General features: G+C 59.2%; 24 protein-coding genes. 12 read left to right on the forward strand and 12 right to left on the reverse strand.

Translation table 11 applies throughout. The annotated features are described in order from the left end of the window. Nucleotides 1-100 precede the first annotated feature (100 nt). Entirely contained in the window at nt 101-1,234 is a 1,134-nt protein-coding gene (locus GSQ93_RS29635; RefSeq protein ID WP_158939279.1) for an NAD(P)/FAD-dependent oxidoreductase, read from the forward strand. Between the two features lie 137 nt (nt 1,235-1,371). Here GSQ93_RS29635 and GSQ93_RS29640 read toward each other — a convergent pair whose 3' ends face one another. Then, complete coding sequence (locus tag GSQ93_RS29640; protein ID WP_158939281.1) at nt 1,372-3,201, reverse strand: ABC transporter transmembrane domain-containing protein; 1,830 nt, start codon at nt 3,199-3,201, stop codon at nt 1,372-1,374. A 240-nt stretch (nt 3,202-3,441) separates the two neighbouring features. Between GSQ93_RS29640 and GSQ93_RS29645 the strand changes: the two genes are divergently transcribed. Then, nucleotides 3,442-3,633 (forward strand): hypothetical protein, encoded by a 192-nt coding sequence (locus GSQ93_RS29645; RefSeq protein WP_158939282.1) that lies wholly within the window; start codon nt 3,442-3,444, stop codon nt 3,631-3,633. A gap of 131 nt (nt 3,634-3,764) precedes the next feature. Here GSQ93_RS29645 and GSQ93_RS29650 read toward each other — a convergent pair whose 3' ends face one another. Continuing rightward, nucleotides 3,765-4,511 carry a glucose 1-dehydrogenase gene (locus GSQ93_RS29650; protein WP_158939284.1) on the reverse strand — a complete coding sequence of 249 codons (747 nt, stop codon included), beginning with the start codon at nt 4,509-4,511 and terminating at the stop codon, nt 3,765-3,767. Nucleotides 4,512-4,664: 153 nt separating this feature from the next. After that, the gene (locus tag GSQ93_RS29655) at nt 4,665-5,345 is read right to left on the reverse strand and encodes an O-methyltransferase (RefSeq protein ID WP_158939286.1); all 681 of its coding nucleotides are present in this window, start codon (nt 5,343-5,345) and stop codon (nt 4,665-4,667) included. A 668-nt stretch (nt 5,346-6,013) separates the two neighbouring features. On the opposite strand from GSQ93_RS29655, the gene GSQ93_RS29660 reads away from it, so the two are divergent. Further along, nucleotides 6,014-7,018, forward strand: coding sequence for a lipoprotein signal peptide (locus GSQ93_RS29660; protein ID WP_254074126.1), 1,005 nt, complete (start codon nt 6,014-6,016; stop codon nt 7,016-7,018). A gap of 161 nt (nt 7,019-7,179) precedes the next feature. Here GSQ93_RS29660 and GSQ93_RS29665 read toward each other — a convergent pair whose 3' ends face one another. Beyond that, a complete protein-coding gene (locus GSQ93_RS29665) occupies nt 7,180-7,980 on the reverse strand; it encodes a PhzF family phenazine biosynthesis protein (protein WP_158939287.1) in 801 nt (266 codons plus the stop codon). Nucleotides 7,981-8,216: 236 nt separating this feature from the next. Beyond that, nucleotides 8,217-8,942 carry a hypothetical protein gene (locus tag GSQ93_RS29670; RefSeq protein ID WP_158939289.1) on the reverse strand — a complete coding sequence of 242 codons (726 nt, stop codon included), beginning with the start codon at nt 8,940-8,942 and terminating at the stop codon, nt 8,217-8,219. Nucleotides 8,943-9,174: 232 nt separating this feature from the next. Between GSQ93_RS29670 and GSQ93_RS29675 the strand changes: the two genes are divergently transcribed. Continuing rightward, nucleotides 9,175-9,792: a flavin reductase family protein gene (locus GSQ93_RS29675; protein ID WP_158939291.1), complete on the forward strand. Its 618-nt coding sequence runs from the start codon at nt 9,175-9,177 to the stop codon at nt 9,790-9,792. A gap of 228 nt (nt 9,793-10,020) precedes the next feature. Here the strand turns inward: GSQ93_RS29675 and GSQ93_RS29680 are convergent, their stop codons facing one another. Next, nucleotides 10,021-10,905, reverse strand: coding sequence for a cupin-like domain-containing protein (locus GSQ93_RS29680; RefSeq protein WP_158939292.1), 885 nt, complete (start codon nt 10,903-10,905; stop codon nt 10,021-10,023). Between the two features lie 356 nt (nt 10,906-11,261). Beyond that, complete coding sequence (locus GSQ93_RS29685; RefSeq protein WP_158939295.1) at nt 11,262-11,975, reverse strand: FadR/GntR family transcriptional regulator; 714 nt, start codon at nt 11,973-11,975, stop codon at nt 11,262-11,264. Between the two features lie 150 nt (nt 11,976-12,125). Here GSQ93_RS29685 and GSQ93_RS29690 point away from each other — a divergent pair, with 150 nt between their 5' ends. The 4 genes from GSQ93_RS29690 (at nt 12,126) to GSQ93_RS29705 (ending at nt 16,496) form a co-directional block, all read left to right on the forward strand. Beyond that, a complete protein-coding gene (locus tag GSQ93_RS29690) occupies nt 12,126-13,007 on the forward strand; it encodes a fumarylacetoacetate hydrolase family protein (protein ID WP_158939297.1) in 882 nt (293 codons plus the stop codon). Further along, nucleotides 13,004-13,789, forward strand: a complete 786-nt coding sequence (locus tag GSQ93_RS29695; RefSeq protein WP_158939298.1) for an alpha/beta fold hydrolase — start codon at nt 13,004-13,006, stop codon at nt 13,787-13,789. Before GSQ93_RS29690 ends, GSQ93_RS29695 begins: the two co-directional genes overlap by 4 nt. Before the next feature lie 23 nt (nt 13,790-13,812). Continuing rightward, complete coding sequence (locus GSQ93_RS29700) at nt 13,813-15,156, forward strand: amidohydrolase family protein (RefSeq protein WP_158939300.1); 1,344 nt, start codon at nt 13,813-13,815, stop codon at nt 15,154-15,156. Nucleotides 15,157-15,305: 149 nt separating this feature from the next. After that, nucleotides 15,306-16,496 carry an MBL fold metallo-hydrolase gene (locus tag GSQ93_RS29705; protein WP_254074127.1) on the forward strand — a complete coding sequence of 397 codons (1,191 nt, stop codon included), beginning with the start codon at nt 15,306-15,308 and terminating at the stop codon, nt 16,494-16,496. Between the two features lie 40 nt (nt 16,497-16,536). Here GSQ93_RS29705 and GSQ93_RS29710 read toward each other — a convergent pair whose 3' ends face one another. From GSQ93_RS29710 to GSQ93_RS29720, 3 genes are all read right to left on the reverse strand, one after another. Next, nucleotides 16,537-16,992: a GNAT family N-acetyltransferase gene (locus GSQ93_RS29710; RefSeq protein WP_158939850.1), complete on the reverse strand. Its 456-nt coding sequence runs from the start codon at nt 16,990-16,992 to the stop codon at nt 16,537-16,539. A gap of 151 nt (nt 16,993-17,143) precedes the next feature. Then, entirely contained in the window at nt 17,144-17,530 is a 387-nt protein-coding gene (locus GSQ93_RS29715) for an ester cyclase (protein ID WP_158939302.1), read from the reverse strand. Nucleotides 17,531-17,613: 83 nt separating this feature from the next. Then, nucleotides 17,614-18,507, reverse strand: coding sequence for a LysR family transcriptional regulator (locus GSQ93_RS29720; RefSeq protein ID WP_158939303.1), 894 nt, complete (start codon nt 18,505-18,507; stop codon nt 17,614-17,616). Nucleotides 18,508-18,524: 17 nt separating this feature from the next. On the opposite strand from GSQ93_RS29720, the gene GSQ93_RS29725 reads away from it, so the two are divergent. Beyond that, the gene (locus GSQ93_RS29725) at nt 18,525-18,911 is read left to right on the forward strand and encodes an SDR family oxidoreductase (RefSeq protein WP_367889789.1); all 387 of its coding nucleotides are present in this window, start codon (nt 18,525-18,527) and stop codon (nt 18,909-18,911) included. A gap of 249 nt (nt 18,912-19,160) precedes the next feature. Continuing rightward, entirely contained in the window at nt 19,161-19,541 is a 381-nt protein-coding gene (locus GSQ93_RS29730) for a VOC family protein (protein ID WP_158939304.1), read from the forward strand. Between the two features lie 128 nt (nt 19,542-19,669). Here the strand turns inward: GSQ93_RS29730 and GSQ93_RS29735 are convergent, their stop codons facing one another. Beyond that, nucleotides 19,670-20,932: a multidrug effflux MFS transporter gene (locus GSQ93_RS29735; protein WP_158939305.1), complete on the reverse strand. Its 1,263-nt coding sequence runs from the start codon at nt 20,930-20,932 to the stop codon at nt 19,670-19,672. 224 nt (nt 20,933-21,156) lie between these two features. Between GSQ93_RS29735 and GSQ93_RS29740 the strand changes: the two genes are divergently transcribed. Further along, nucleotides 21,157-21,489 carry a hypothetical protein gene (locus tag GSQ93_RS29740; RefSeq protein ID WP_158939306.1) on the forward strand — a complete coding sequence of 111 codons (333 nt, stop codon included), beginning with the start codon at nt 21,157-21,159 and terminating at the stop codon, nt 21,487-21,489. 40 nt (nt 21,490-21,529) lie between these two features. Here GSQ93_RS29740 and GSQ93_RS29745 read toward each other — a convergent pair whose 3' ends face one another. Next, the gene (locus tag GSQ93_RS29745) at nt 21,530-22,390 is read right to left on the reverse strand and encodes a helix-turn-helix transcriptional regulator (RefSeq protein WP_158939307.1); all 861 of its coding nucleotides are present in this window, start codon (nt 22,388-22,390) and stop codon (nt 21,530-21,532) included. A 98-nt stretch (nt 22,391-22,488) separates the two neighbouring features. Here GSQ93_RS29745 and GSQ93_RS29750 point away from each other — a divergent pair, with 98 nt between their 5' ends. Continuing rightward, nucleotides 22,489-23,385, forward strand: coding sequence for an SDR family oxidoreductase (locus GSQ93_RS29750; protein ID WP_158939309.1), 897 nt, complete (start codon nt 22,489-22,491; stop codon nt 23,383-23,385). Nucleotides 23,386-23,446 lie beyond the last annotated feature (61 nt).

The raw sequence follows: 23,446 nt of genomic DNA on the forward strand, positions 1-23,446 counted from the left end.
TGACACCAATGGAATGTTGTTCCAACATTATCATGGAACGACGTTCCAGAGCGAGCCTGCATCAGGTCTGATGGCGAGCTCCGACCACCAGGGAATCAGGATGACTACTTCAGTTGCAATCATCGGGGCGGGGCTGGGCGGACTGACACTTGCCCGAGTCCTTCACGTTCACGGCATCGCCGCGACAATCTACGAAGCGGAAGCCTCGGCGAATGCGCGAACGCAGGGGGGCATGCTCGATATCCATGAAAACAACGGGCAGCTCGCACTCAAGGCGGCAGATCTCTTCGATAAATTCATCGAAATCATCCACGCCGGCGGGCAGGCAACGCGGGTTCTCGACAAAAACGGCCATGTCCTGTTTGAAGATGCCGACGATGGCACGGGCGGTCGACCCGAGGTACCTCGAGGAGAACTTCGCCGGATTTTGCTTGACTCACTTCCTGCCGGCACGGTCCGCTGGGGACACAAAGTCACAGCGGTATCTCCGCTTGGCGACGGACGGCATAGGTTGACCTTTGCTGACGGCTCAACGGTGACAACCGGCCTGCTCGTGGGTGCCGACGGCGCCTGGTCAAGAGTGCGTCCCCTTCTTTCTGATGCGACGCCGGCATATGTGGGCACGTCGTTCATCGAGACATATCTATTCGACAGCGACACCCGTCACAAGGCGAGCGCGGAAGCGGTGGGTGCTGGCGCGCTGTTTGCGCCAGCACCGGGAAAAGGCATCTTCGCGCACCGTGAGCCCGATGGCGTGCTGCACACGTATGTGCAGTTGAACAAGCCAAAGGACTGGATTGACGGCATCGACTTCTCTGATCCGGTAGCGGTCAAAGCGCAGGTTGCCAAGGAGTTCGACGGTTGGGCGCCGGCGCTGACAGCGCTTATCACCGACGGCGAGACGGACCCTGTGCCTCGCGCTATTCATGCGCTCCCGGTCGATCACCGATGGCCTCGCGTACCCGGAGTGACTCTGCTCGGCGACGCAGCGCACTTGATGATCCCGTCCGGCGAAGGGGCCAATCTCGCCATGTTCGACGGCGCCGAACTCGGCAAGGCCATCGCCGCTCATCCTGATGACGTTGAAGCTGCGCTTATCGCGTATGAAAAGGACCTCTTCCCCCGCAGCGCATCCGAAGCAGCGGAGGCGGAAGGCGTACTTAAGGTGTGTCTCGGACCCGACGCGCCCCAGAGCCTGGTTGATTTCTTCGCCAATAATCAACCCGCAAATTAACCGGTCAGGTCAACCGGGGTTTAGACCATTCAGCCGCGACGCTAGACGCTTCCCCGTCCGGTCACCGTGAACGTTTCGTTTTGCGAAGCATTTGTCGGCGGCTGGCCGGTGTTTGCCGGCGATGGTGGTCCACTTCTTCACACAGAGTCGACACGATCGCGCACAACGCCGCTCTGCCCCATCTGCCCTTGATGCTCGCCGAATTGCAGGGCAGCAAGCTGCGCATAAAGCGGCGAGCTCAGAAGAAGCTCGGCGTGACGGCCTTGCGCCACAATGCGGCCTTGTTCCATTACGACTATGCGGTCCGCTTGCTGCACGGTAGCCAAGCGATGCGCGATGACCAGCGTGGTGCGGTTCTGCGCGGCATTGTCGAGTGCCTTTTGCACCAGCCGTTCGCTTGCTGCATCGAGCGCGCTGGTGGCCTCGTCCAGCAGCAGGATCGGCGGATCCTTCAGGATCGCACGGGCAATCGCTATACGCTGGCGCTGTCCGCCGGAGAGTCGCACACCGCGCTCGCCCAGGAACGTGTCGTAACCTTGCGGCAACTCTTCGATAAAGCCAGCCGCCGCGGCCATCTCGGCGGCCCGCTGCACTTGTGCGAGCGTGGCATCGGGCGCGCCATAACGGATGTTGTCGAGCACGCTGCCAGAAAAGATCACCGACTCCTGCAGCACGACCCCGATTTCCCTGCGCAACTCGACGAGCGGCACTTGCCGCGTGGGAACGCCGTTGATCAGGATGGCGCCGGCCTGGGGATCGTAGAAACGCAGCAGCAGTTGGAACAGCGTGGTCTTGCCGGCGCCGGACGGTCCAACCAACGCGACATGCTCACCCGAGCGGACATCGAGTGAAAGGCTGGAAAGCGCAGCGACACCAGGACGTGACGGATACGAGAACGTGACGTTATCGAAGCGGATGCCCTCTCCGCGCGTCGGTAGCGTCACGGTCGTCTCAGCCTCCACGACTGGCGAGCGTGCAGACAGCAGTTGCAGCAGCCGCTCGGTGGCACCGGCGGCCCGCTGCAGATCGCCCCACACTTCGGCGACGGCTCCCACCGCGCCGGCCGTGAACACCGCATAGAGGATGAACTGGGACAACTGGCCGGCAGTCATGCGTCCGGCCAGCACTGCCTGCGCCCCGAGCCAAAGCACGAACACGATGGCACTGAACACCAGCACGATCACCACCGCGGTCAACCAGGCGCGCGCCCGAATGCGCTTGAGCGCCGTCTCAAAGGCCAACTCTACCGCGCCGCCAAACCGCCGCGCTTCAAAGGGCTCTTGCGTGTACGACTGCACGGTCGGCATCGCATTGAGCACCTCGCCCGCCACCGCGCTCGCGTTCGCTACCTTGTCCTGGCTCGCACGCGAAAGCTTCCGTACGCGCCGGCCAAAGATAACGATCGGCGCGACCACCACAACCAGCGTCGCGATAATGTAGGCCGACAGTACCGGACTGGTCACCGCGAGCATCGCCACGCCGCCGGTCAGCAAGAAGAAGTTGCGCAATCCCAACGACAAACTGGTGCCCACCACCGTCTGGATCAATGTGGTGTCGGCGGTAAGCCGCGACAGCACTTCTCCCGTCTGCGTGGTCTCGAAGAACTGCGGACTCATCTCCAGCACGTGGTCATAGACTGCACGCCGCAGGTCAGCTGTGACCCGCTCGCCCAGCCAGGATACGAGATAGAAGCGCAGCGCCGTAGCGCCGGCCAGTACCAGCGAAACAAAGAACAGTGCGAGGAAATATCGATCGATATGTGCCCGATCGCCACCCGCGAAGCCGCGGTCGATCAGGTATTTGAACGCCACCGGCAACGCCAGTGTTGCGCCCGCCGATGTGACCAGCGCCAGGAACGCAAGCGCCCATCGTCCGGCATAAGGACGCAGGAAAGGAAACAGGGCAAACAGGGGACCGATAGCCGGCGAAGGCTGTGAAGACGGTGAAGACGGGACAGCGTCTGGCATCAGAATTCCAAGTGGATCGAAGGTTCCCTCGATTGTGCCAGTGCTGCAGATTCGAAGACGGACTACGTCAAAGTGTGGCGCTGATCCATGAGTGGTTGCGCGTTCCTTACGTATGGTCTCGGACTGCGCGCCTATTCTATTTCGCCGGCGCTAGATAGTAAAAAACCGCTAGCTCTGTGCTTGCCGCGACTGCCCTTCTGTATCAAGATCGAGTCGACTCATCAGGAACACGCCATTCTCATGACAGACAATCCCGATCCCGACAAACTGAAAGGCCCCGGTGGCCTGACCTTACGCCAGATCCATGAACAGATTCAAAAGAGCGTCGAGCGCGACCGCGAAGAGCACGCAACGCGTAACGCCGTCACTGCGCCGAAAAGCAGGTGGCAGCGTTGGGTGCGCTACGTTTGGGGCCGCAGCGGCCGTCGCTAGCGGTGGCTCACCAGAGACGCCTTAACGACGCCGATTCGGAAACCGGCGCGACGATCAAACTCGACCAGCCGCAGCGTTGAGCGCCCGACGGGCCACAACGATTCCGCGCCGGGCGCAATCACCCATCCAGCTCAGCGCATGCCGCCACTCGCAACAACGTGTTCTCCCGTCAGCCAGCGCGAGTCGTCCGACGCAAGAAACACGGCTATCGCCGCGATGTCGTCCGGCTGACCCAGTCGGCCAAGCGGAGTCTGCGCGAGCGCCCACGCATCAAGATCGGACCCGATAATCCCTGCGCTTTGCGTACCTTCCGTCACCACCACGCCCGGATTAATCGAATTCACGCGAATTTTTCGCGGCCCGAGTTCGCGCGCGAGCACGCCGGTAATTGCATCGACTGCGCCTTTCGTGCCGCTATAAACGGCACTTGCCGGCGGCGTAATGCTGCTGACGACCGAACTGACATTGATGATGCTACCGCCCTCGCCCAGATGACCCACGGCGGCCTGCGTGGTAAGCAGCACGCCTAGCACGTTGGTATTGAACTGTTTGTGGAAGTGTTCTTCAGTAATCTCTTCGATGGGCGAGAATTCGTAGACGCCCGAATTGTTGACCAGGATGTCCAGGCGTCCGAACGTTTCGATGGCCGCGTTGACAATGCCTTTCGCGTCTGCCGCCTTCGACACATCACCACCGACTGCAACCGCCCGGCCGTCGGCCGCCGTAATCGCTGCTACAACGGCATCTGCGCCCGCCTTGCTGGTCGCATAGTTGACGACGACCGACGCGCCCTCTGCCGCGAGTGCCTTGGCGATAGCGGCGCCAATACCCTTTGACGCGCCTGTTACAACGGCGACCTTACCTGTGAGTTTGCTCATGATCGTTTCCTTGAAGAAATTGGGTACCGTGGACAATGACTGGCTGTTTCAGGGACCAATCGATTTGCGCTGGTGCAAATGTAGACATCTCTTCGGCCGCGATAAAGCGGCGCAAAACGAATTGACTGGATGGATTTGATGAACAATTAAAACTCAGGATATTTTCACCGAGAGTTCGGTGCCACCTTTGATGGGCAACTTGACGGACAGAAAGCCGTTGGCAGGATCCCGAATGAAGTCGATATAGTCTGGCTCGCCGTTATCGTTCATCAGAAACCCGCCGACCCTGAGCTGTGGCGCCACGATCTCGATGACCTGCCGGGCTAGCGACGGCCCAGACATTAACGGCCAACCATCGATGAGCGCGAAATCAACGGGGCCGCCAAGATCTTTGAGCGTCTGGCGCCCATCGCCTTCGCGAATGTCCACATAGCGGCTCAATCCGGCGTCGTCGATATTTCTCCTCGCGATCGCGACCTTCGACGGAACCAGTTCGGAACCGATCACCGTGCCGCCGCCGTTGTCGTGCATCGCTGCAGCAAAATAGAGCGTCGAAAATCCGACCGAGGTCGCGAACTCCGCCACCCTGGTCGCGCGTATGGCGCGGCAAAGCAGGTAGATCAGATCGCCCTGGGCGGGAAAGACTGAAAAACCGTAGTCGGCGTAATCGGCGGGATCACAGTCCGGATTTGCACGCGGACCGCCATCGTCAGGATAACTTTGCGAAGCCCACACCCGATCAATCACAGCATTGACCTGTGCATTTTTAAGGGGAGTCTGGCCACCCGCGGTTCGCGTTTCACGAAGAAATTTTTCGATCGATTCGGCATCCATCAGTCAGGCCTCTAGTAAATCCAGTGAAAATTGAAAGGAATGTCATGTCGGAAAAACTGGAGCCTTTGCAAGATCGACAGGCTCGGCGCATACATCTCGCTTCGCCTGGATCACCGCGGCGTTCGCTCAAGGCATAGCGAAGCATGGCGTGGCATGCGCTACGTCATTTCCGCAGGTCCCTGAAGTTAAGACGTTTCAAGCGCGGAAATATTGTGGACAAACGAGGATTAATTGACTGGCAACTCGCGCGGCCTACATTGCAGCCGAGGGCTTACGGATAAGCCAAATTCGGCGCACACTGACAGTCCTGCTCGCACTAGCAGACTTCCCTTGGGTCCGTGAAGATATCGGGAGCCCGTTTCCGGCAGATCGGCCTTCGGGGAAGCCGTAGCGTCTCACCGTCTTCTAGTCAGTCATTCCGCCGTACCGCTCGTGCTTTACTTGGCTTATGTCATACCGTATGGCCTCCTTGCGGTGCAGTCACACTGTCCTCGCCCGAGCCTGCCGTACGCTGCCACAGTCCGCTAAACCAGCGGATTTCGCGTATAACGCAAGTCAATCTGGTAGTCGGGAAAACGAATAAAATGAACCCTGCTCTGCTGGCTAAACGTCGACTTATCCGTGCTGCAATGGCGTTTCTGTTGTGCTGCTTGGCCACGTGGTCGGCCATGACATTCGCGCAAACCATTCAGCCTGGCGCTCCCTATCCGGTCGGGATGAAACAGCTGGAATACTTAGACACGGCACAGGGCAATCGACACTTGGCGCTTACACTGTTCTACCCAGCTGTACTGAACAAGTCCGATGTGCCCGCGCGCATGATTTTCTTCACCAACCTGCACCTCTACAAGAACGCGCAAGTAATAGCCGACACGGTAAGGCGTCCGCTTATCATGTTCTCGCACGGGCATGGCAGCAACGGGCTCTACTACGCCTGGTTTGCCGAGTTCATGGCGTCGCGCGGATATATCGTGGCCACTCTGTACCACTACCGCGCCAACACGTATGACGCAACAATCATGTACACGAGGAGCAAGCTCTGGCAGCGCCCTGTCGACATCAGCAAGGACATCACGTTCCTCTTGAACGATAAAGCCTGGGGACCGCATATCGATCCGAATCGAATTGGCGTCGCCGGTCATTCGCAGGGAGGCTTCACGTCGCTCTGGATTGGCGGCGCAATGGTGAACGCGGACAAGTATCTCGCGTACCAGCGCGCGTGGAAGAACAACGATACGGTGCCGGCGTCACTGCGCAAGGAGTTGCCGCTCGATGCCAGGCCCGCTCTCAAGGTATCGGACAGCCGGGTCAAGGCGGTCTTCGCGATGGCGCCGGGTGACCTGCCGGGCTTCGGAATGGACGCGCAAGGGGTCGCACAACTGAAGGTGCCCGCCTATATCATCGTAGGTGCGAGGGACACACAGGCGCCGCCTAAAGAGAATGCCGAATTCGCGGCAAAGTACGCTCCCCATGCGCAACTGGATGTGATGCCGGGCCTTGTCGACCATGAAATCTTCGCCAACGAATGCGATCAGGATGGAAGGGACACGTGGCCGGAAGCTTGCATAGATGCGCCGGGCGTTGACCGGACCAGCCTGCACCAGTACATCGGAAATGCCGCGCTGAAGTTCTTCGATACAAACCTGAATGTTCAGCGAAACTCGTCAAATTAGCCGACCTGCAACGAGGTACGCGTGGGTGTGGAATGACCGAATCCAACCGGACCCGGTCCGACCTTGAACTAGCGGGGTGAGCCACCACTGACCGGTCCGCATCCGTGCAAAAGTCGAGCCGCTTTCGTCCTTCGACTTAGCGCGACTTTCAACGTTCGCCCCTACGCCTCCGGGACTTCGATGGTCCCTTCAAGAAATTGAACAGCGCGACCGGAGATAAACACCCGGTCGTCTTGTACGCGGCAATGAAGTAACCCGCTGCGGCGTGACACCTGCATGGCCACGAGTTCCGACCTGCCTAAACGGTCAGACCAGAATGGTGCGAGCGCCGCGTGAATAGATCCGGTCACCGGATCTTCATCTCCGCCATTGGCAGGCCAAAAATAGCGGGACACAAAATCATGCTCATCTCCGCGCGCTGTCACGACGACATCGAGCGGACCCAGTGTCGACAGCAGATTAAGTTCGGGTACGACGGATCGAACCTCGTGTTCTGTTTCGTAGACGGCAACATAGGCTTGCTGGTTTATCAGCACTTCTTGAGGCCGTATCGAAAGCCCCTGGATCAAGTTTGCGGGTATTTCATTCAGTTTTTCAGGCCGGCGCTGCGGGAAGCTCATTTCGATCAGACCGTCATGCGTCTGGCGAACGGCAAGCCGGCCGACCGCTTTCGCAACAAATTCGATGACATCCACATCACCGGATTGCTTGAAGATCACATAGGCACTTGCCAGCGTGGCATGGCCACAAAAAGCGATTTCGGTAAGGGGAGAAAACCAGCGGATGTCGAACGCGCCATCGGCATCTTTCACGAAGAACGCTGTCTCGGACAAGTTGTTCTCAGCGGCGATTGCTTGCATCAAACTATCGGGTAACCAGCGTTCGAGTGGCACTACTGCAGCGTAGTTGCCCTTGAATACCGTATCCGTAAATGCATCGATCTGATAGATCGGCAGTTTCATGAGATGTGCCTGTTCAAAGCGGGAAATGGGTCAGCCATGTGCGGTGTTATTCGTAGACAACAATATCAGCCCGCTAAGCGGGCGAACATGTACAGATTGCGTTGCCCAGCACAAAAAGCGACCGCTCATTTGGGTCGACGACGCAGCGCGCGTCGTCTGAACACGAATGGGGTCCAATGTCTGGGCGATGCCGACGCTCGAACAATCATCGCTCGAGCTGGGTGCCCGATGCAGACTCAGCGCTTGTCGCGAACTGCCTGCTGTCTTCGGCCTTGCGAGGCGATGTGTGTCTGGATTACCTTGGAACGCGAGCCGGCGAGCTGCGAGCGTTGCGCCGCTGCGCTTGCCTTCTCACTGGTCAAGCCCAGGCTTGCTTTGGGATTTCTTGCCACCGACGCAACCGCTGCGCGCTTGTTGGCAGGCCTTTTTGCAGCGATGACCTTGCCGGGCTCGACACGCGGCTTACGTGTTGCAGCTAGCGCGAGCGCGCTCTCCGCCTGGCTGGCCTTACGGGCTTCGGCCGCTGCAAGCTTGTCCTGTCTGGCCGCCAGGCGCTGCTGCACCTCTTCGAACAGTTTGACTTTTTGTTCAGTGCGCGCGTTGTCGTTGCCTTGCACACCCGACTTGGTCCCGGTGCGCTCGCGGGTGGCCAGTTTCTGACGGCGCAGAAGATCGCGATATTTGTCGCGCAGGTCGCAAGCGCGCTTGAATTTCTGGCGCAGTTGCGCAGCGCTCCACCCGGTCAGGGCCTCGCCGACACTGGACTCAAACAACGGCAACTCGGATGCGGTAAGCAATCCCCGGGCGTGGCGGCGGTTGTATGCCATGTGAGTGTCTCCGGTGTCTATGCTGAATGTATAGAGCACGGAGGCCACTAGGGCAAGCTTGCGTTTTCCAAAGCGGTCAGCATCAAGTGCTCTGGCCGAACCCGACAGTGCGGTCGGTGCGCGCAGACTGCGCATCGATTGAAAACTGAACTTCCGTCACCGGACCCCGTTGGGCGCGTTCGAGCGCGTTCGAGCGCGAGCAATGTCGAGTTCCGCATTCAAGCTTACAACGGCCTCTCACTCTCAAACCGCTTAGCTGCTTCGACAGTTCATGCCTCATTGAAACGTTGCCGCCGGGGGTTGGAGCATACTCAATCCACCCTATGTTGAACGCCTCAAAAAACGACCAACCAGTGCGGAGTAGATAATGACCGACTCTTCGTTTCAGACCATTCAGCCCACGATCCTTTATTTCGGAACGCCCGTAGCGCTTGTTAGTTTACTTAACGAGGATGGGTCGACTAACATCGCGCCTATCTCTTCATTTTGGGCGCTGGGATGGACCATGATGCTTGGCCTGCTCGACGAAACGAAAACCGCTGAAAACCTCGCGCGCCATCCTGAGTGCGTAGTCAATATTCCGTCTCCCGACCTTTGGCGCCAAGTAGAAGAACTCGCACCGCTTACGGGAAAAGATCCCGTACCGGACTTGAAGGCGAAGCAGTTTCACTTCGAGAAAGACAAGTTTGAAGCGGGTGATTTTACGCCCATGCTCAGCGAACTTGTTGAACCGGCTCGCGTAGCTGAATGCCCCATGCATCTCGAAGCCAGGGTCCGTCATATCCATCGCATGGGTGGAGAGCAACTCGAGCAACTCGGCGGTGGCGTTGCAGCGGAGGTGGAGATAGTCCGCGTACATGCAGACAAAGCCTTCGTGACGGAAGGCAAACATATTGACCCTGAGAAGTGGTCGCCGCTCATCTACAACTTCCGCCACTATTTCAGGCTCGCGGGGCAGGAACTCGGGAAGACATTCCGCGCTTAGCCTGGCGAAACATGAACAACGGTGGCGACGTTACGACGCCCCTCTCGCGGCAACCGTTGGCGCTCGTTTGACCGATCCGGAGCGTCGATAAGCAGCGCATCACACGTCATCGCCCCAAGGCCGGTATGCACTTTTCCTACTCTGGAGAAGCCAAACCGGCAAGCGCGGCTTTCGCCGGCGCTTTACCCGTGCGATGCTGACTATATTTCACAGATGAAGGGCTTCAGCCTACCGGGCGATCAGAGACTTTACCTGCCTCAGGCCTTTTAACGCGGCGCGCTTGGAGCGGTCAACGAACTGCGAAGTCCCCGGCGGCCGAGGGTTTAGCCCAAGCTTGCGCATATGGTGGTTGGCGCGGTAAGCATCCCCATAGTGCTGTGGGAATTCCATGTTGAGGCTGAGCGAGATGGATACGTTGTCGTGGTTTTGCACCCAATGAGCAGCGTGGGTCGGGATATGCACCGCATCGCCGGGATAGAGCGTGAATTGCCGGGCGACCGTCTCGGCATGCGGTTTATAAGTACCTGCAGTAATCGAGACCGAATAATATTGCTCGATTTCTTCCTCAGTGGTCACACTGCGGTCCATGGGATCGCATACCCAAAGATCCTTGGATCCCTGTAACTGCACCAGGAAATTGACCTCGGAATCGAAGTGATAAGGCGTCTTGCGCCCCGGTGAGGTGATGAACACCAGCATCTCAGCATTGCTCAGGAGTCTTGAGCCTTCGGGCCCGGCAATCTCGCGCACGAAGGCCTCGTATTCTTCGAGCAGCGCCTTATAGGCCGGATTGGCCTCGACATGTTTCAGCACAAGCCATGCGCCCGCAGTATCAATGCGGTCGATGATCTCGGAGATTGTCATGTCGGGGCCGGGCGTTGTTCCCCATTTGTCAGCAAGCGTGAGATCGCCGGTATCGACATATATGTCGTCCTTGCGCTTCGCCGCCTCCTCAGCCACCTTGGTCAGCGACTCAATGGAAAATAACGGATGGCCAGCGAGCGGATGGTACGCCGCGAACGCCTCTTTATGAAGCGCACTTCGGCAGTCCGCGAGCGGATCGACGGTGCTCCATTGCTTAGTAACCGGAACACGGGAGGAACTGGTCAACATGGATTTGCTCCGCACACTTGAGATTAGCGCAGGAAAACGCGAGCGGTGAACATTCGGTCCCGTTGACCCCCGAGATCCATAGGTTTGCGCCGCCCGGCCGGAAAAACCTTCCGGATACTACTTGATGAGCAGCCCGGCAACTGTGCGCAATCCCACCAACCGTTTGCGACGGTCCGGTCAAAATTATTTCTGAACGTAAGCGCGTGGTGAAGGCATCGTGAATCGACGTAGCGTGCCTGGAAGCATCGCGTCCACTTAACGATGAACCAACCCTGTAATGTTTGACAGGTTGATCGAGCAGAGTCGGCCGCCCTTGATCGGTCCGCATCGGACAGAAGGCGACCCTCATGCGGCCATCAAATCCCGAACAGGTTGTGCTGAATCTGACGCAGGTGCCCGATCAACACCTGGCCGGCCTGCTCGGCATCGCGATCACGTAGCGCTTCGACTATCGCCCTGTGCTGCGCTTCGTATTCCTTGCGCCGCTCGGGCGTGAGCGAGTGGCGCTTGAGTCGGCCCCATTCGCCCTGTTCCCGAACGCGATTGGTCAGTTCAAGCACCTTGAGGAAGAACGAGTTGTGAGTTGCCATGGCGAATGTGCGATGCAACTCGCCATCCCAGTGCTCGAATTCTTCGACGGTTTGCGCCGCTTCCGAGCGGTCGATGCACTCCATCATCCGCGCGAAGTCGGACGACGTGGCATTGCGCGCGATCAGCTTTGGCATCAACGGTTCAATAAGAAGTCGCGCTTCCATCAGCTCGGCTGGACTGGTCTGCGTCTCGGATATCTCGTCAATCACTAACTCCGGCGCCGGCAATGCCCTGGCTGCACCGGGAAGTACAAAAGTCCCGCTACCCACAGTCTGCGTGATCAGGCCAAGCTCCTTCAGGCCCTGTAAAACACGCCTGACAGAGCCACGCGACGCACCGAACTGCTCGCTCAACTGACGTTCAGCGGGGAGTTTAATTCCGTCCCGCATGCGGCCCGACGCAATCTCATCGTGCAGATACGCGGCCAGCGCTTTTGCGCCGGCGGCCCGCACAGGGCTCTTCGCCTCGATATCACTCATCTTGATGCTCCCCGGTTTTGCCTTATAAAAATCATATCACAAGAAGTACCAATTGGTAGCGATATTGGTTTACCCTCGCTTGCAAAGCGTCCAATATGGTTCTACAGTAGCTCATACACAAACCAATTGGGCTATTTCAGGAGCTACTTTATGAAACTCGCAAATCTCCACGTAGACGGCGCTGCGCTCATCGCTGTCGTGGATACTGACAAATCGGTTTTCTGGCCGGTGTCCACGTTGGTCCCGGACTTTAATGGAGACATGGTCCAATTGGTCCAGTCGTTCGGCCAGATCAAAAGCGATCTGCGCCCACGCGGCGAGGGTCGCCCTCTGGCCGAAGCCACGGTGCTAGCGCCGATCGACCAGCCGCGTCGCAACATCTTTTGCGTGGGAAAGAACTATCACGATCACGCAGCCGAATTCCAGAAATCGGGCTTCGACAGCAGCGCCAAGGACGGCGAACACGCACCGGAAGCCCCGGTCATCTTCACGAAGCCGGCCAGCACGGTCATTGGTCCGGGCGTGAAGATTCCGCGCCATGCTGATGTCACGAGTCAACTGGACTACGAAGCCGAACTTGGCGTGGTTATCGGGAAGGCTGGGCGTGGCATCAAGAAGGCCGACGCCATGGACTACGTCTTCGGCTACACGGTGATCAACGACTTCACTGCACGCGACCTCCAGAAACTCCACCGGCAATGGTTCATCGGCAAATCCCTGGACGGCTTTTGTCCGATGGGACCGTACCTCGTCACCGCTGATGAAGTCGACGGCCAGAACATCGACGTGAAGTGCTGGGTCAATGGCGAATTGCGTCAGAACTCGAACACGAAGCAACTCATTTTCGACATTCCGACGCTTATCGAAACGCTCTCGGCTGGCATCGAGTTGCAACCCGGCGATGTGATTGCAACAGGCACGCCAGCGGGTGTGGGTATCGGCTTCAGTCCGCCGAAATTCCTGCAAAAGGGTGATGTGATTCGCATCGAAATCGAGAACGTTGGTGTGTTGGAAAACGAGGTGGGCGAATGACGACAAATGTAACCAGGAACGTCGCGGTAGAAGTCGACGGTGATGGAGAAGCCGTGGTTTGTATTCACGGCCTCGGCGGTTCGTCGAACAACTGGACGCCGGTACTTTTAGCGTTCGAAGGCATGAAAGTCGTCCGGCCGGACTTGCCCGGCAGTGCTCGGTCGGCGCTGACATCCCAACCGCTATCTATCGACCTGTATGTCGAGACTTTGGCGGGTGTGCTGGGTGACCTGGGCATTTCGAAAGCGCATGTTGTCGCGCATTCGATGGGCACTATCGTTGCCCAACACCTTGCCATCAAGCATCCTGAACTTGTGAAGAGCCTAGCTTTGTTCGGCCCGCTGCTGGCGCCACCGGAGCAAGGTCGTCCGGGCATACAGGCACGTGCAGCCCTTTCCCGCGAGAAGGGCATCGCAGGCGTCCAGGAAATAGCCGATGCCATCGTCAAGGGCGCGACGAGCGCTGAAACGAAGGCACAGCGCCCGGTCGCCCTCGCTCTCGTGCGAGAAAGCGTCATGCGTCAGTCGCCGGAAGGCTACGCACAAAGCTGCGAAGCACTGGCCGGCGCTCAAGCGGCCGATATCGGCAAGATCGCCGTACCAACGCTTCTGGTCACGGGCGATGAAGACGGCGTCGGGCAGCCAGCAGCGGTGAAGGCAATGGGCGAGCGCATCGCCGGAAGCAAGGTAAAGGTCCTGCCTGGCTGCGGTCACTGGACCACCTTCGAAAAGCCCGCCGAATGCGCCGAAGAGCTCAAGGCTTTTTACAAGTCAATGCAGTAAGTTCCCCACCTATCGGAGGAGACATGAACAGAACCGTTTTCACCAACGTCAATATTTTCGACGGCACGGGCGCTGACCCGTATATCGGCGAAATCCTGGTCGAAGATAATCGCATCGCCCGTGTATCGAGGAATGGCGATCGCGTGAACGCGGAAGACGCGCGCAGTATCGACGGTCGCGGCCGATTCATCATGCCCGGCATGACCGAGGCACATACCCATTTTTCATGGAACGACCAGCCCTCGCTCTCGGCGATTCAGTTCATGCCGCCAGAAGAGCACATTCTCTGGTGCGTGCGTGTAGCCAAGCGTTATCTGGAAATGGGCTTTACGTCCGCGTTGGGTGCGGCCGCCGCGAAGGCTCGACTCGATGTCGTGCTGCGCAACGCCATCAACGCGGGAGAGTTTCCCGGGCCACGCTATCTCGCGGGCAGTCAGGAAATCACAACGCTCGGCGGTTTGGGTGACAACACGCTTCCCCATCTGCCATTCAATGAGTTGAACTTTGGCGAGGTGGTGAGCGGCCCGGAAGAAGTGCGTCGCGCAGCACGCATGTTCATCAAATACGGCGTAGACCACCTGAAAATAAACCTGTCCGGTGAATATATTGCAGGCATCCCGGCAGAGGCATCTCCGTTCTCGGAAGAAGAAATCGCGATGCTGGCCGCCGAGGCGAAACGTGCCGGCAAGCGCGTCGCCGCTCATGCCCGATCGAGCGAATCGGTCAAGCAATGCGTACGTCATGGACTGGAACTGGTTTTCCACGCGAGCTTCGCGGACGAAGAGGCGCTCGACATGCTCGAAGCGAACAAGGACAAGCACTTCGTCGCACCCGGCATTGGATGGCTTGTCAGCACGCTTTATCACGCTGAGAAATGGGGCATCACCGAAGAAGTCGCAACGAAGATGGGTTATGCGCGTGAGCTGGAAGTTGCGGCCGACACGCTCACGAAAATGCACAAACGAGGCATCCGGATTCTCCCGGGCGGCGACTACGGTTTCGCCTGGATGCCGCACGGCACGAACGCTCGTGACCTTGAGCACTTCGTGAAATACATAGGCATGACGCCGAAGGAAGCATTGCTATCGGCAACCAGCCTTGGCGGCGAACTGATGATGCAACCGGATAGCATCGGAAAACTGGCCGAGGGGTATTACGCGGATATCGTTCTGGTCGACGGCAACCCGCTTGAAAACCTGAAGGTGCTGCAGGACCCCGCGAAAATTTCGCTTGTCATGAAAGACGGCGAGATTATCAAGAGTTGCTATGACGTCAAGATCCCGGAGGGCCCCATCCACGTCACCGGTGGCAATGAGCCAATGAGGGATGAAGGCGTCAAGAAGGCGATGCACGCGGAAGCCCACTGAAGTTCCGCCGGGACCTCAATTAGAGCCCCGGCTGTTTCCCCATAAGGTAAAAGCCAGCACACCGCGCTCTGCGCGGTGTGACTGCGCTCGTTCAAAGATCTGAGGCAGACAGCATGTGTGATTGCATTGGTAAGGCCCTTGAGCTGGGCATGTCGCGACGCGGCTTTCTCGGCGCGGGCTGGAAAATGGCGGGCGCCGGGTTGCCGCTTCTCATGGGCGTGCCGGCCAGCGCGGCCGAGGTCGACCAGCGCACTCAGGCGCTAGCGCAATCCCGAAGCAAGGCGCAGGGCCACGACACGCGGCTGGTGCTTCTGGGCACAGCAGGCGGTCCGGTCTGGTGGCCAAACTGCGACCGGGAAGGTATCTCTTCTGCATTGGTCGTTGGAGATGCGGTGTATGTGGTGGACTGTGGAGATGGTGTCGGCAAGCGCTACAAGCAGGCCGAGCTTGGCCCTATCAATACCGTGTCAGGCATGACCGGAATGGAAAACCTGCGCGGCATCTTCCTCACACACCTTCACTCGGACCACACCATCGATTACTTCAACCTGTTTCTGTATGGTTGGTATGACGGTCTCACGGGTGTAAAGCAGCCCGTCCAGATTTATGGCCCCGGTCGACGCGGGCAGATGGAGCCAATTTTCAACATCCCGGGACAGGCGGCGTCTGCGCCTCCACCGGTCGTCAACCCGGAAAACCCGACGCCCGGCACGGTCGACATGACCAACTATCTCTACCAGGCGTACGCACTCGACATCAACGACCGTCTACGCGACGCACACCGTCCTGACCTGCGTACCCTGATGAAGGTCCAGGACATTGTCATCCCGCCGGTGCCTGGCTTCAGAAGCCCCAACGAGACGCCCGTTCCAAAAATGGAGCCGTTCCTCGTTCATGAGGACGAGCGCGTCCGTGTGACGGCAACGCTGGTGAATCACTTTCCAATCTGGCCTGCATTTGCATTCCGCTTTGACACGGATGATGGGTCCGTCACGTTCTCTGGCGATACGTCGCCATGCGACAACCTGATCAGGCTCGCCCGCAATACCGACGTGCTTGTACATGAGGTCATCGATACGACTTGGGTCGACGCGCTCTTTCCTCCGCCCGTCGGTGAGAAGGAAGTTGCGTTCAAGCAGCATCTGCTCAGCTCGCACACATCCATCGACGATGTTGGCAAGGTGGCTGAAGCTGCCGGCGCAAAGACATTAGTGCTGTCTCACATTGCCCCGGGACATGCGCCTCGTGCCAACCTGATGCGAGCGCAGCGCAACTTCTCCGGTCAGCTCATCATTGGCGAAGACCTGATGCAAATTGGTGTCGGCCGCAAGCGGGCTTGATCTTCCGAAAGAGATTGCCCTTGTGTTTGAGATACATGTATCAGGCTGCGATTTGTTTCTGCATGAACACGCTCAGTGGGTCGTTCGTATAATCGCCAAACGGTCCCCGGCGCTCATAGCCGGCTGAGGCATACAAAGCCAGCGCCTCATGTTGGTAGGGTCCGGTTTCAAGCTTGAGCAACTTACAGCCAAGGTCGATTGCCCGTGACTCGAGCAGAGCCATGAGTTTCCGGGCGACGCCTTGCCCTCGGCCGCGAGGACTGACATACATTCGTTTGAGTTCGCCAAATTCAGGGCAGAGGACTATCGCCCCACAGCCGATTGCGTGGCCCTCACTGTCCCGCGCAACGGCAAACAGGACATCGGGTTGCATCAACGACACGAGGTCCAGCATGTGCCTGCTCTCCGGCGGGTACAGTGTGTCCTGGTACGCGTCCAGATCGGTGATGAGCGCGACCACGTCAGGTTGACCGGGTGATTCGAAGGCGATAGTCATGGCTGAACAACCAACGAGAAAATTCATGGATCGAGTCGATCCGAGCAGACCTCTTCGGTGCGCTACGAACGCTTGATATGATCCAGCATCCGACCATAACAATTGGCGATAAGCAACCGCACCTGATGACGAAAGTGGGTAATTTATTGCACTAAAGCTGAGCTTCGATAGCCGCTTTATCTATAACTGACCATACTTGCTCGATCTTTCCTTCGTGAAATTGATAGAACACATTCTCTGTAAAGGAGACCCGCTTTCCGTTGACAGGGAGGCCAAGGAATATTCCCTTCGGCGTACAGACGAAACCGAGTCGGCTGGCCACACAAGGCGGATCGGAAACTAGCAGATGAATGTTGAAATACAGGTCCGGAATTTCACTGAAGTCTCGCTCCAGCATCGCGCGATAACCCGATACGCCAATCCGCTGACCGTTGTAGTACACGTCGTCGTGAACGAATTGTCCCAGTTGCGGCCAGTCCTGCTTATTCAGGCAGGCAATGTAGCCTTGATAGTGGTTGGAGAGGTCGATTTTATTCATGGCAATTGCCCTGTCCTTTTACAAGGTCCCGTCTACAAAGCGGGACGCGTTCAAGTTCCATACCAGCCGTTCACATCGTAGAACTAAGACCGGTAGCGTAACGCTTCGATCAGCACAGCAAGGGCTCGCGAAGACTGGCGACGGCTCGGGTAATACAGGTGATAGCCTGGAAAGACCGGACACCAATCCTTGAGAACCGGCTTGAGTCGTCCATCGGCAACATACGGCTGCGACAGATCTTCCGGAATATAGGCCAGGCCACCGCCTGCAAGCGCCGCGTTGAGCATCTGGTTTGTTCCGTTGAAAATCCACTGACCGTCCACGCGCACCTTCACTTCGTGCCCTGCCTTTTTAAACTCCCATGCGTACAAACCGCCATGGGTCGGCAGCCGTAGATTGATGCAATTATGTCCTGTCAGGTCGTGGGGCGTTTTCGGCCGCGTTCGTCTTGTGAAGTAGGAAGGCGCGCCGACGACCGCCATGCGCATGTCCGGTGAAATACGCACAGCGATCATGTCTTTCGCCACCTGATCGCCGAGACGAACGCCAACGTCAAAGCGTTGCGCGACAATATCGGTCAACCCAAAGTCAACAATGATTTCGACCTTGATATCTGGATAGTCGAGCAGCAGTCCCGCCAGCTTTGGCTGAAGTATGGTTGCCGCAGCATGTTCGTCGGTCGTGATGCGGATGGTGCCGGCAGGTTTGTCGCGAAGCTCGCTCAACGCCGCCAGTTCCTCATCGATCTCGTCAAGCCGCGGCCCCACGGTCGCAAGCAATCGCTCGCCCGCAGGCGTCGGCGAGACGCTGCGCGTAGTCCGAGTCAGGAGCCGCAGCCCTAACCTCGACTCGAGCCCTCGGATAGTGTGGCTCAACGCCGATTGCGACACGCCAAGCTTGGCCGCCGCCTTGGTAAAGCTCTGCTCGCGCGCGACGGCGACGAACGCCAGCAAGTCGTTGAGGTTTTCGCGGGCCATTCATGAATCTCTCTCATATGACTTTGCCGATTCTACCGTCTAGTTACGTGCTGGCGCAGCCGGTAAATTTAGGACTGGAAGAGAACGTCGGCGCGGCCGCGGTCGAGCTATCGCCGGGTGATTTGTCCGTGATTGAAGCAGCGGTGCTGATGCTGTGCGAGGGGCTACGTCAAGAGGTAAAGACGTACGACATCCGCACGACCGTGATCTCGCCGGGCGCGGTGGACACGCAACTGCCGAACAGCATCACCGAGCCGGATGTGGCGGACAACGTCAACAAGTTCTACGAGGAAAACGCGATCCCTGCTGAATCATTTGCGCGGGCGGTCGCCTTCGCGATCAGCCAGCCGCCGGAAGGCGATGTGAACGAGATCCTGTTCCGGCCGACGCGTCAGGAGCTTTGATCGCCGCGCGTCAAGAAGACCGGCTAGCGCCGTGAGCGAGCGGCGATCCACGATCACCGTTGGAAGTTTTGGTCGTCACTGTGCACTCAGGTGTTGACCCGGTTACGAACCACTCGTTTGTGGTGTGACAATCGAGCAGCGAATAAATAGAGGGGAGACGCTATGCCCGACGAAGCGACTCCATGGCGCTCGTCTCGCGTCATCGTCATCCTGGCTAACCACCGCATGGATTAAAGAGGACAACATTCGATGAACTTGCTTCCCGCCGACACCGAGCCGGTGATCGAAGGCTTGAGCGCCATCACGTTGTCCACTCACGACATGCGGAGCGCTGTGCGCTTTTACCTGGCGCTTGGATTCCCGCTATTGCACGGTGGCGAAAACGATCCGTTTGCGTCGTTTGCTGCGGGCACGTCGTTTTTGAACCTGACCGTGGAGACGCACGGTCCAGTCAGCTGGTGGGGCCGCGTGATCATCTATGTGTCAGACGTCGATGCGATGTACCGCAAGGCGCTCGCAGCCGGGATCACGCCGGAGTTTGCACCGCGCGATGCGCCTTGGAACGAACGCTATTTCCATGTCAGGGACCCCGACGGGCACGAACTCAGCTTCGCCCGGCCACTGGGTTAGCGCGCTATGGGGTGACAACATTGCATGCCCGACCGCTGTGCCGTCGCGCCGCGCTCCTTCTGCGCTCCTTCGACGCTGATATCTGATCGAATCGCCTGCGCGACCACGGGCAGGTTTCGCGCTACTCGCTACGCCACCTTACCGTTGCGGCACACGGTTGCGTCGGGCTGCTGTTGCTCCAGATGTCGCAGCAATTTTGTCACCATCCAGACGACGCCGAACGCGAGGATCACGAAGAACACCGCGAGCGGCGTCAGGACCTGCACCGACAAGAACCCGGCGAATCCCATCATCGCCGACGACACGAGCAGCAGCGCACAGCCGAGGATCGCGCTTGTCAGACCCGCTATGTGCGGGAACAGAGAGTTGCCCTTGGCCATCAACGTCGGATACATCGCGCCTGCGCAGAATCCCATCACGAGCACGGGTGTCGCGAGCGTCCATACGCGCAGCCCGACCGTCAGCGCAAGCAACAACATCGCAATCGACGTGGCCGCCATCAAGCGCGCACCGAAGTAAAGCCGCTGTTCCGCGGTCGGCAGACGCGGGCCGTGCAAACGGTTCGACAGGCCGCCGAGGAAATACATCATCCCGATGCCGAGCGCGAGGTAACCGAAAAAGGTCGGCGGTTTGTGCAGCGTGTTCTGCACCATGAACGGCCCGACGATGTTGAATACGAGCAAGATGCTGTAGCACAGGCCCTGAGCGAGAAAGCAGCTCTGGAACACCGGGCTCGACAGCACCTTGCCCGCGTTTGTCATCAGCGTGCGCGGCTCCAGGCGCACCGGGCGCTGCAACGTTTCACGATAACGCCAGATCATCGCCCACATCACAAGCGAATAGACGAGCAGGAAAACGAGGCAGGCCTGCCAGCCAAACCACGTCTGCAAGTGGGCACCGATCACCGGCGCCACGATCGGCGCAAGCCCCCACGCAATGGCCATGTACGTGAACGCATGGACCAACGTCTGCCCGGAGAACGAGTCGGTGATGATCGCCTTCGCGAGCAGGTTCGTGGCGGCGATGCCGAAGCCCTGCAGACAGCGGGCGAGGAGGAACATCTCGAGATTCGGCGCGGCGAGCGACAGCAGGCATCCGATCGTGAAAATGACGAGGCCGAAAGCCAGCACGGGCTTGCGCCCGTATGCATCGGCGACAGGCCCGAGGACGAGTTGGCCTAGCGCGTAGGCCACCATGTAGCCGGATACGCTCGACTGGATTGCCTGCGGCGAAGTCGCGAAGAAGCGCGCCATCGCAGGTAGCGCGGGCACGTAGATGTCGATCGCAAGCTGACCGGCGGAGGCGAACAGGCAGATCAGGAACAGCAGGAAGCGCGGCGAGTTTGTTGCGCGGGCGGGAGGGACAGAGCGGTCGAGGATAGTGTGGTTCATGAAGGCATCGAAGAGGCGAATTCGGTGATGCGGTAGCGGCCGTTCGGCTATCGAACACGGCGCAGTTTGGCGACATCGCCGCGTATTGTGCCTGTCATCGCAAAATTCGACACGACGCGCCCGTCATTGAAAGCTACAGTCCGGCGCGTTGCGTCCCCCTTTCAGACCATCGCGGATCCGCAACGGGGCTACACTGAAGAGCAAGCCGCGCCCCGGAGAAAGCCATGACAGACCTTGACCCTGATACCACCTTTCGTAAGTTGCCCCTCACTCCGGAGCAGGACGCGGAAGTAAGGCATTACATTAAATCGCAGACGCAACGCGGCCAGCCTTGGGACACGTCGGAGCTAAGCGCGATGCTCAAGGACATGCTGCAACCCCCGGGTGACGAAAACGACGAATTCGACGAATCTGACGAATTCGACGCCTCGGCAGACGAGAAAGGGGCCGCCGAGCGCGCAATGGGTTCCGTTGAAGATGAGATGGATGCCACCGAGGCGAGCGAGGAATGGAATGCCGCGATGGAATCGGAAATCATGAAAGGGCCCAAACGGTAGGACACGCGGCGCAGGCCCAGCGATAGCGCACGCTACCGGTTCACGGCGCAGCGGTCGCCGGCGTTCCCACGATCAAAGACCGGATCAGCGCCTGATCGGCCGGTGTCGCCGGGTTGTAGACAATCATCTGAAGATCCGGCCGCCCGTCGACCGCGAACGAGGAGTATTCCAGCGAGATCGGTCCGAGCACGGGGTGGCGCAGATGCTTGACGCCTTCGCCATAGGTCTGCACCTCATTGTCCCGCCACATGGCGGCGAACTCGGGACTCGACCGGCACAGTTCGTCGACGAGCGGCGCGACCTCGGCGTCAGCGCCTGCTCGCGCGGCATCGATCCGAAATGCGCTCACCACGAAACGGGCTACGCTTTCCCAATCGAACTGCGCAGCACGGACGCGGGCATCGCTGAAAATCATGCGCAGGATGTTGCGTTGTTCGGGCGGCAGGGAGCCGTAGTCGGTGAGCACGGTCGCGGCTGCGCGATTCCAGGCAACCACATCCCATGTCGCTGTCCTGACGATTGCCGGGCTATAGGGCAGTGCCTCGAGCAGGCGTTGCAGCCGCGGCGTAATCACATCACTGCCGCGATAGTGGACTTCGGGCGGATGACCCAGACCAAGCAGGAATACGTGTTCGCGCTCGACTTCAGTCAGCATCAGTGCGCTCGCGATACGGTCCAGCACGTCTGCGGACGGATTGCCGCCGCGCCCCTGCTCCAGCCACGTGTACCAAGCCGCGCTGATATTGGCGCGCTGCGCCACCTCCTCCCGGCGTAATCCCGCTGTTCGCCGCCGGCTACCGGAAAAACCGAAGGTCGCGGGATCGAGCTTCGTCCGCCTGTTCTTCAGATAGCTACCCAGCCGATTGTCGTTCGCAGTCTCGTTCTCGTTCGCGTGGGGCATGTGCAACCTGTTAAGAGGTATACCTGGATAACGTCACTACTTTAACAGGATGATTTTAGCTCGTACATTGCTTCCTCGATCACTTGGGAGAGCACCACATGCGCGTCTTTGTCACGGGAGCCACCGGCTTCGTTGGTTCTGCTGTCGTCCGCGAATTGCTCGCGAACGGCCATCAAGTCGTGGGCTTCACCCGTTCGGAGGAAGGCGCGGCCGCGCTCGTCTCGGCCGGCGCCGAGGCGGTCCATGGGTCGCTTACCGACTTCGACAGCCTGCGTCGCGGAGCAGCAAGCGCCGACGGTGTCATCCATACCGCCTTCAATCACGATTTCTCCCGGTTTGCGGCTAGCGCCGCGGAGGATAGGCAAGCGATCGAAGTCCTCGGCAGCGTGCTCGAAGGCAGCGAACGGCCGTTGCTCGTCACGTCCGGCACGGCGTTCCTGCGAAACGGCCTGACAGCGACCGAGGCGGATCATCCTCCCGCGCCGTCCGGCGACTTTCCTCGCGGGTCCGAGACTGCCGCGGCGACCGTCGCTGCCCGCGGCGTGCGTGCGACCGCCGTGCGGCTGCCGCCATCCGTCCACGGTGAAGGCGATCACGGCTTTGTCCCCATCCTTATCCGCATCGCCCGTGAGAAAGGCGTGTCGGCGTATGTGGGCGACGGCCTTAACCGCTGGCCCGCCGTGCATCGCTTCGATGCTGCCCGCGTCTTCCGGCTCGCGCTGGAGCGCGGCGGCATCGATGGTCCCTATCACGCGATCGCCGAGGAAGGTGTGCCGTTCAAGGCGATTGCCGAGGTGATCGGCCGCCGGCTTGGCATCCCCGTGGCCGCGAAGTCGCCCGACGAGGCGGCGGCGCATTTCGGATGGTTCGGCAGGTTCGTCGGCGCCGACCTGCCGACATCAAGTGTGCGGACGCGCGCCATCCTGGACTGGGCGCCAACCGGTCCGGACCTTCTCACCGACATCGATCAGCCCGGCTACTTCGCGCATCCCTGACGTTCGGCGAAGGAACGCAGCCAAGGATTAGCGTGGAGGCAAAGGCCTCCACGCATTCGCA

The organism is Burkholderia sp. S171 (assembly GCF_009766085.1).
GTDB lineage: Bacteria > Pseudomonadota > Gammaproteobacteria > Burkholderiales > Burkholderiaceae > Caballeronia.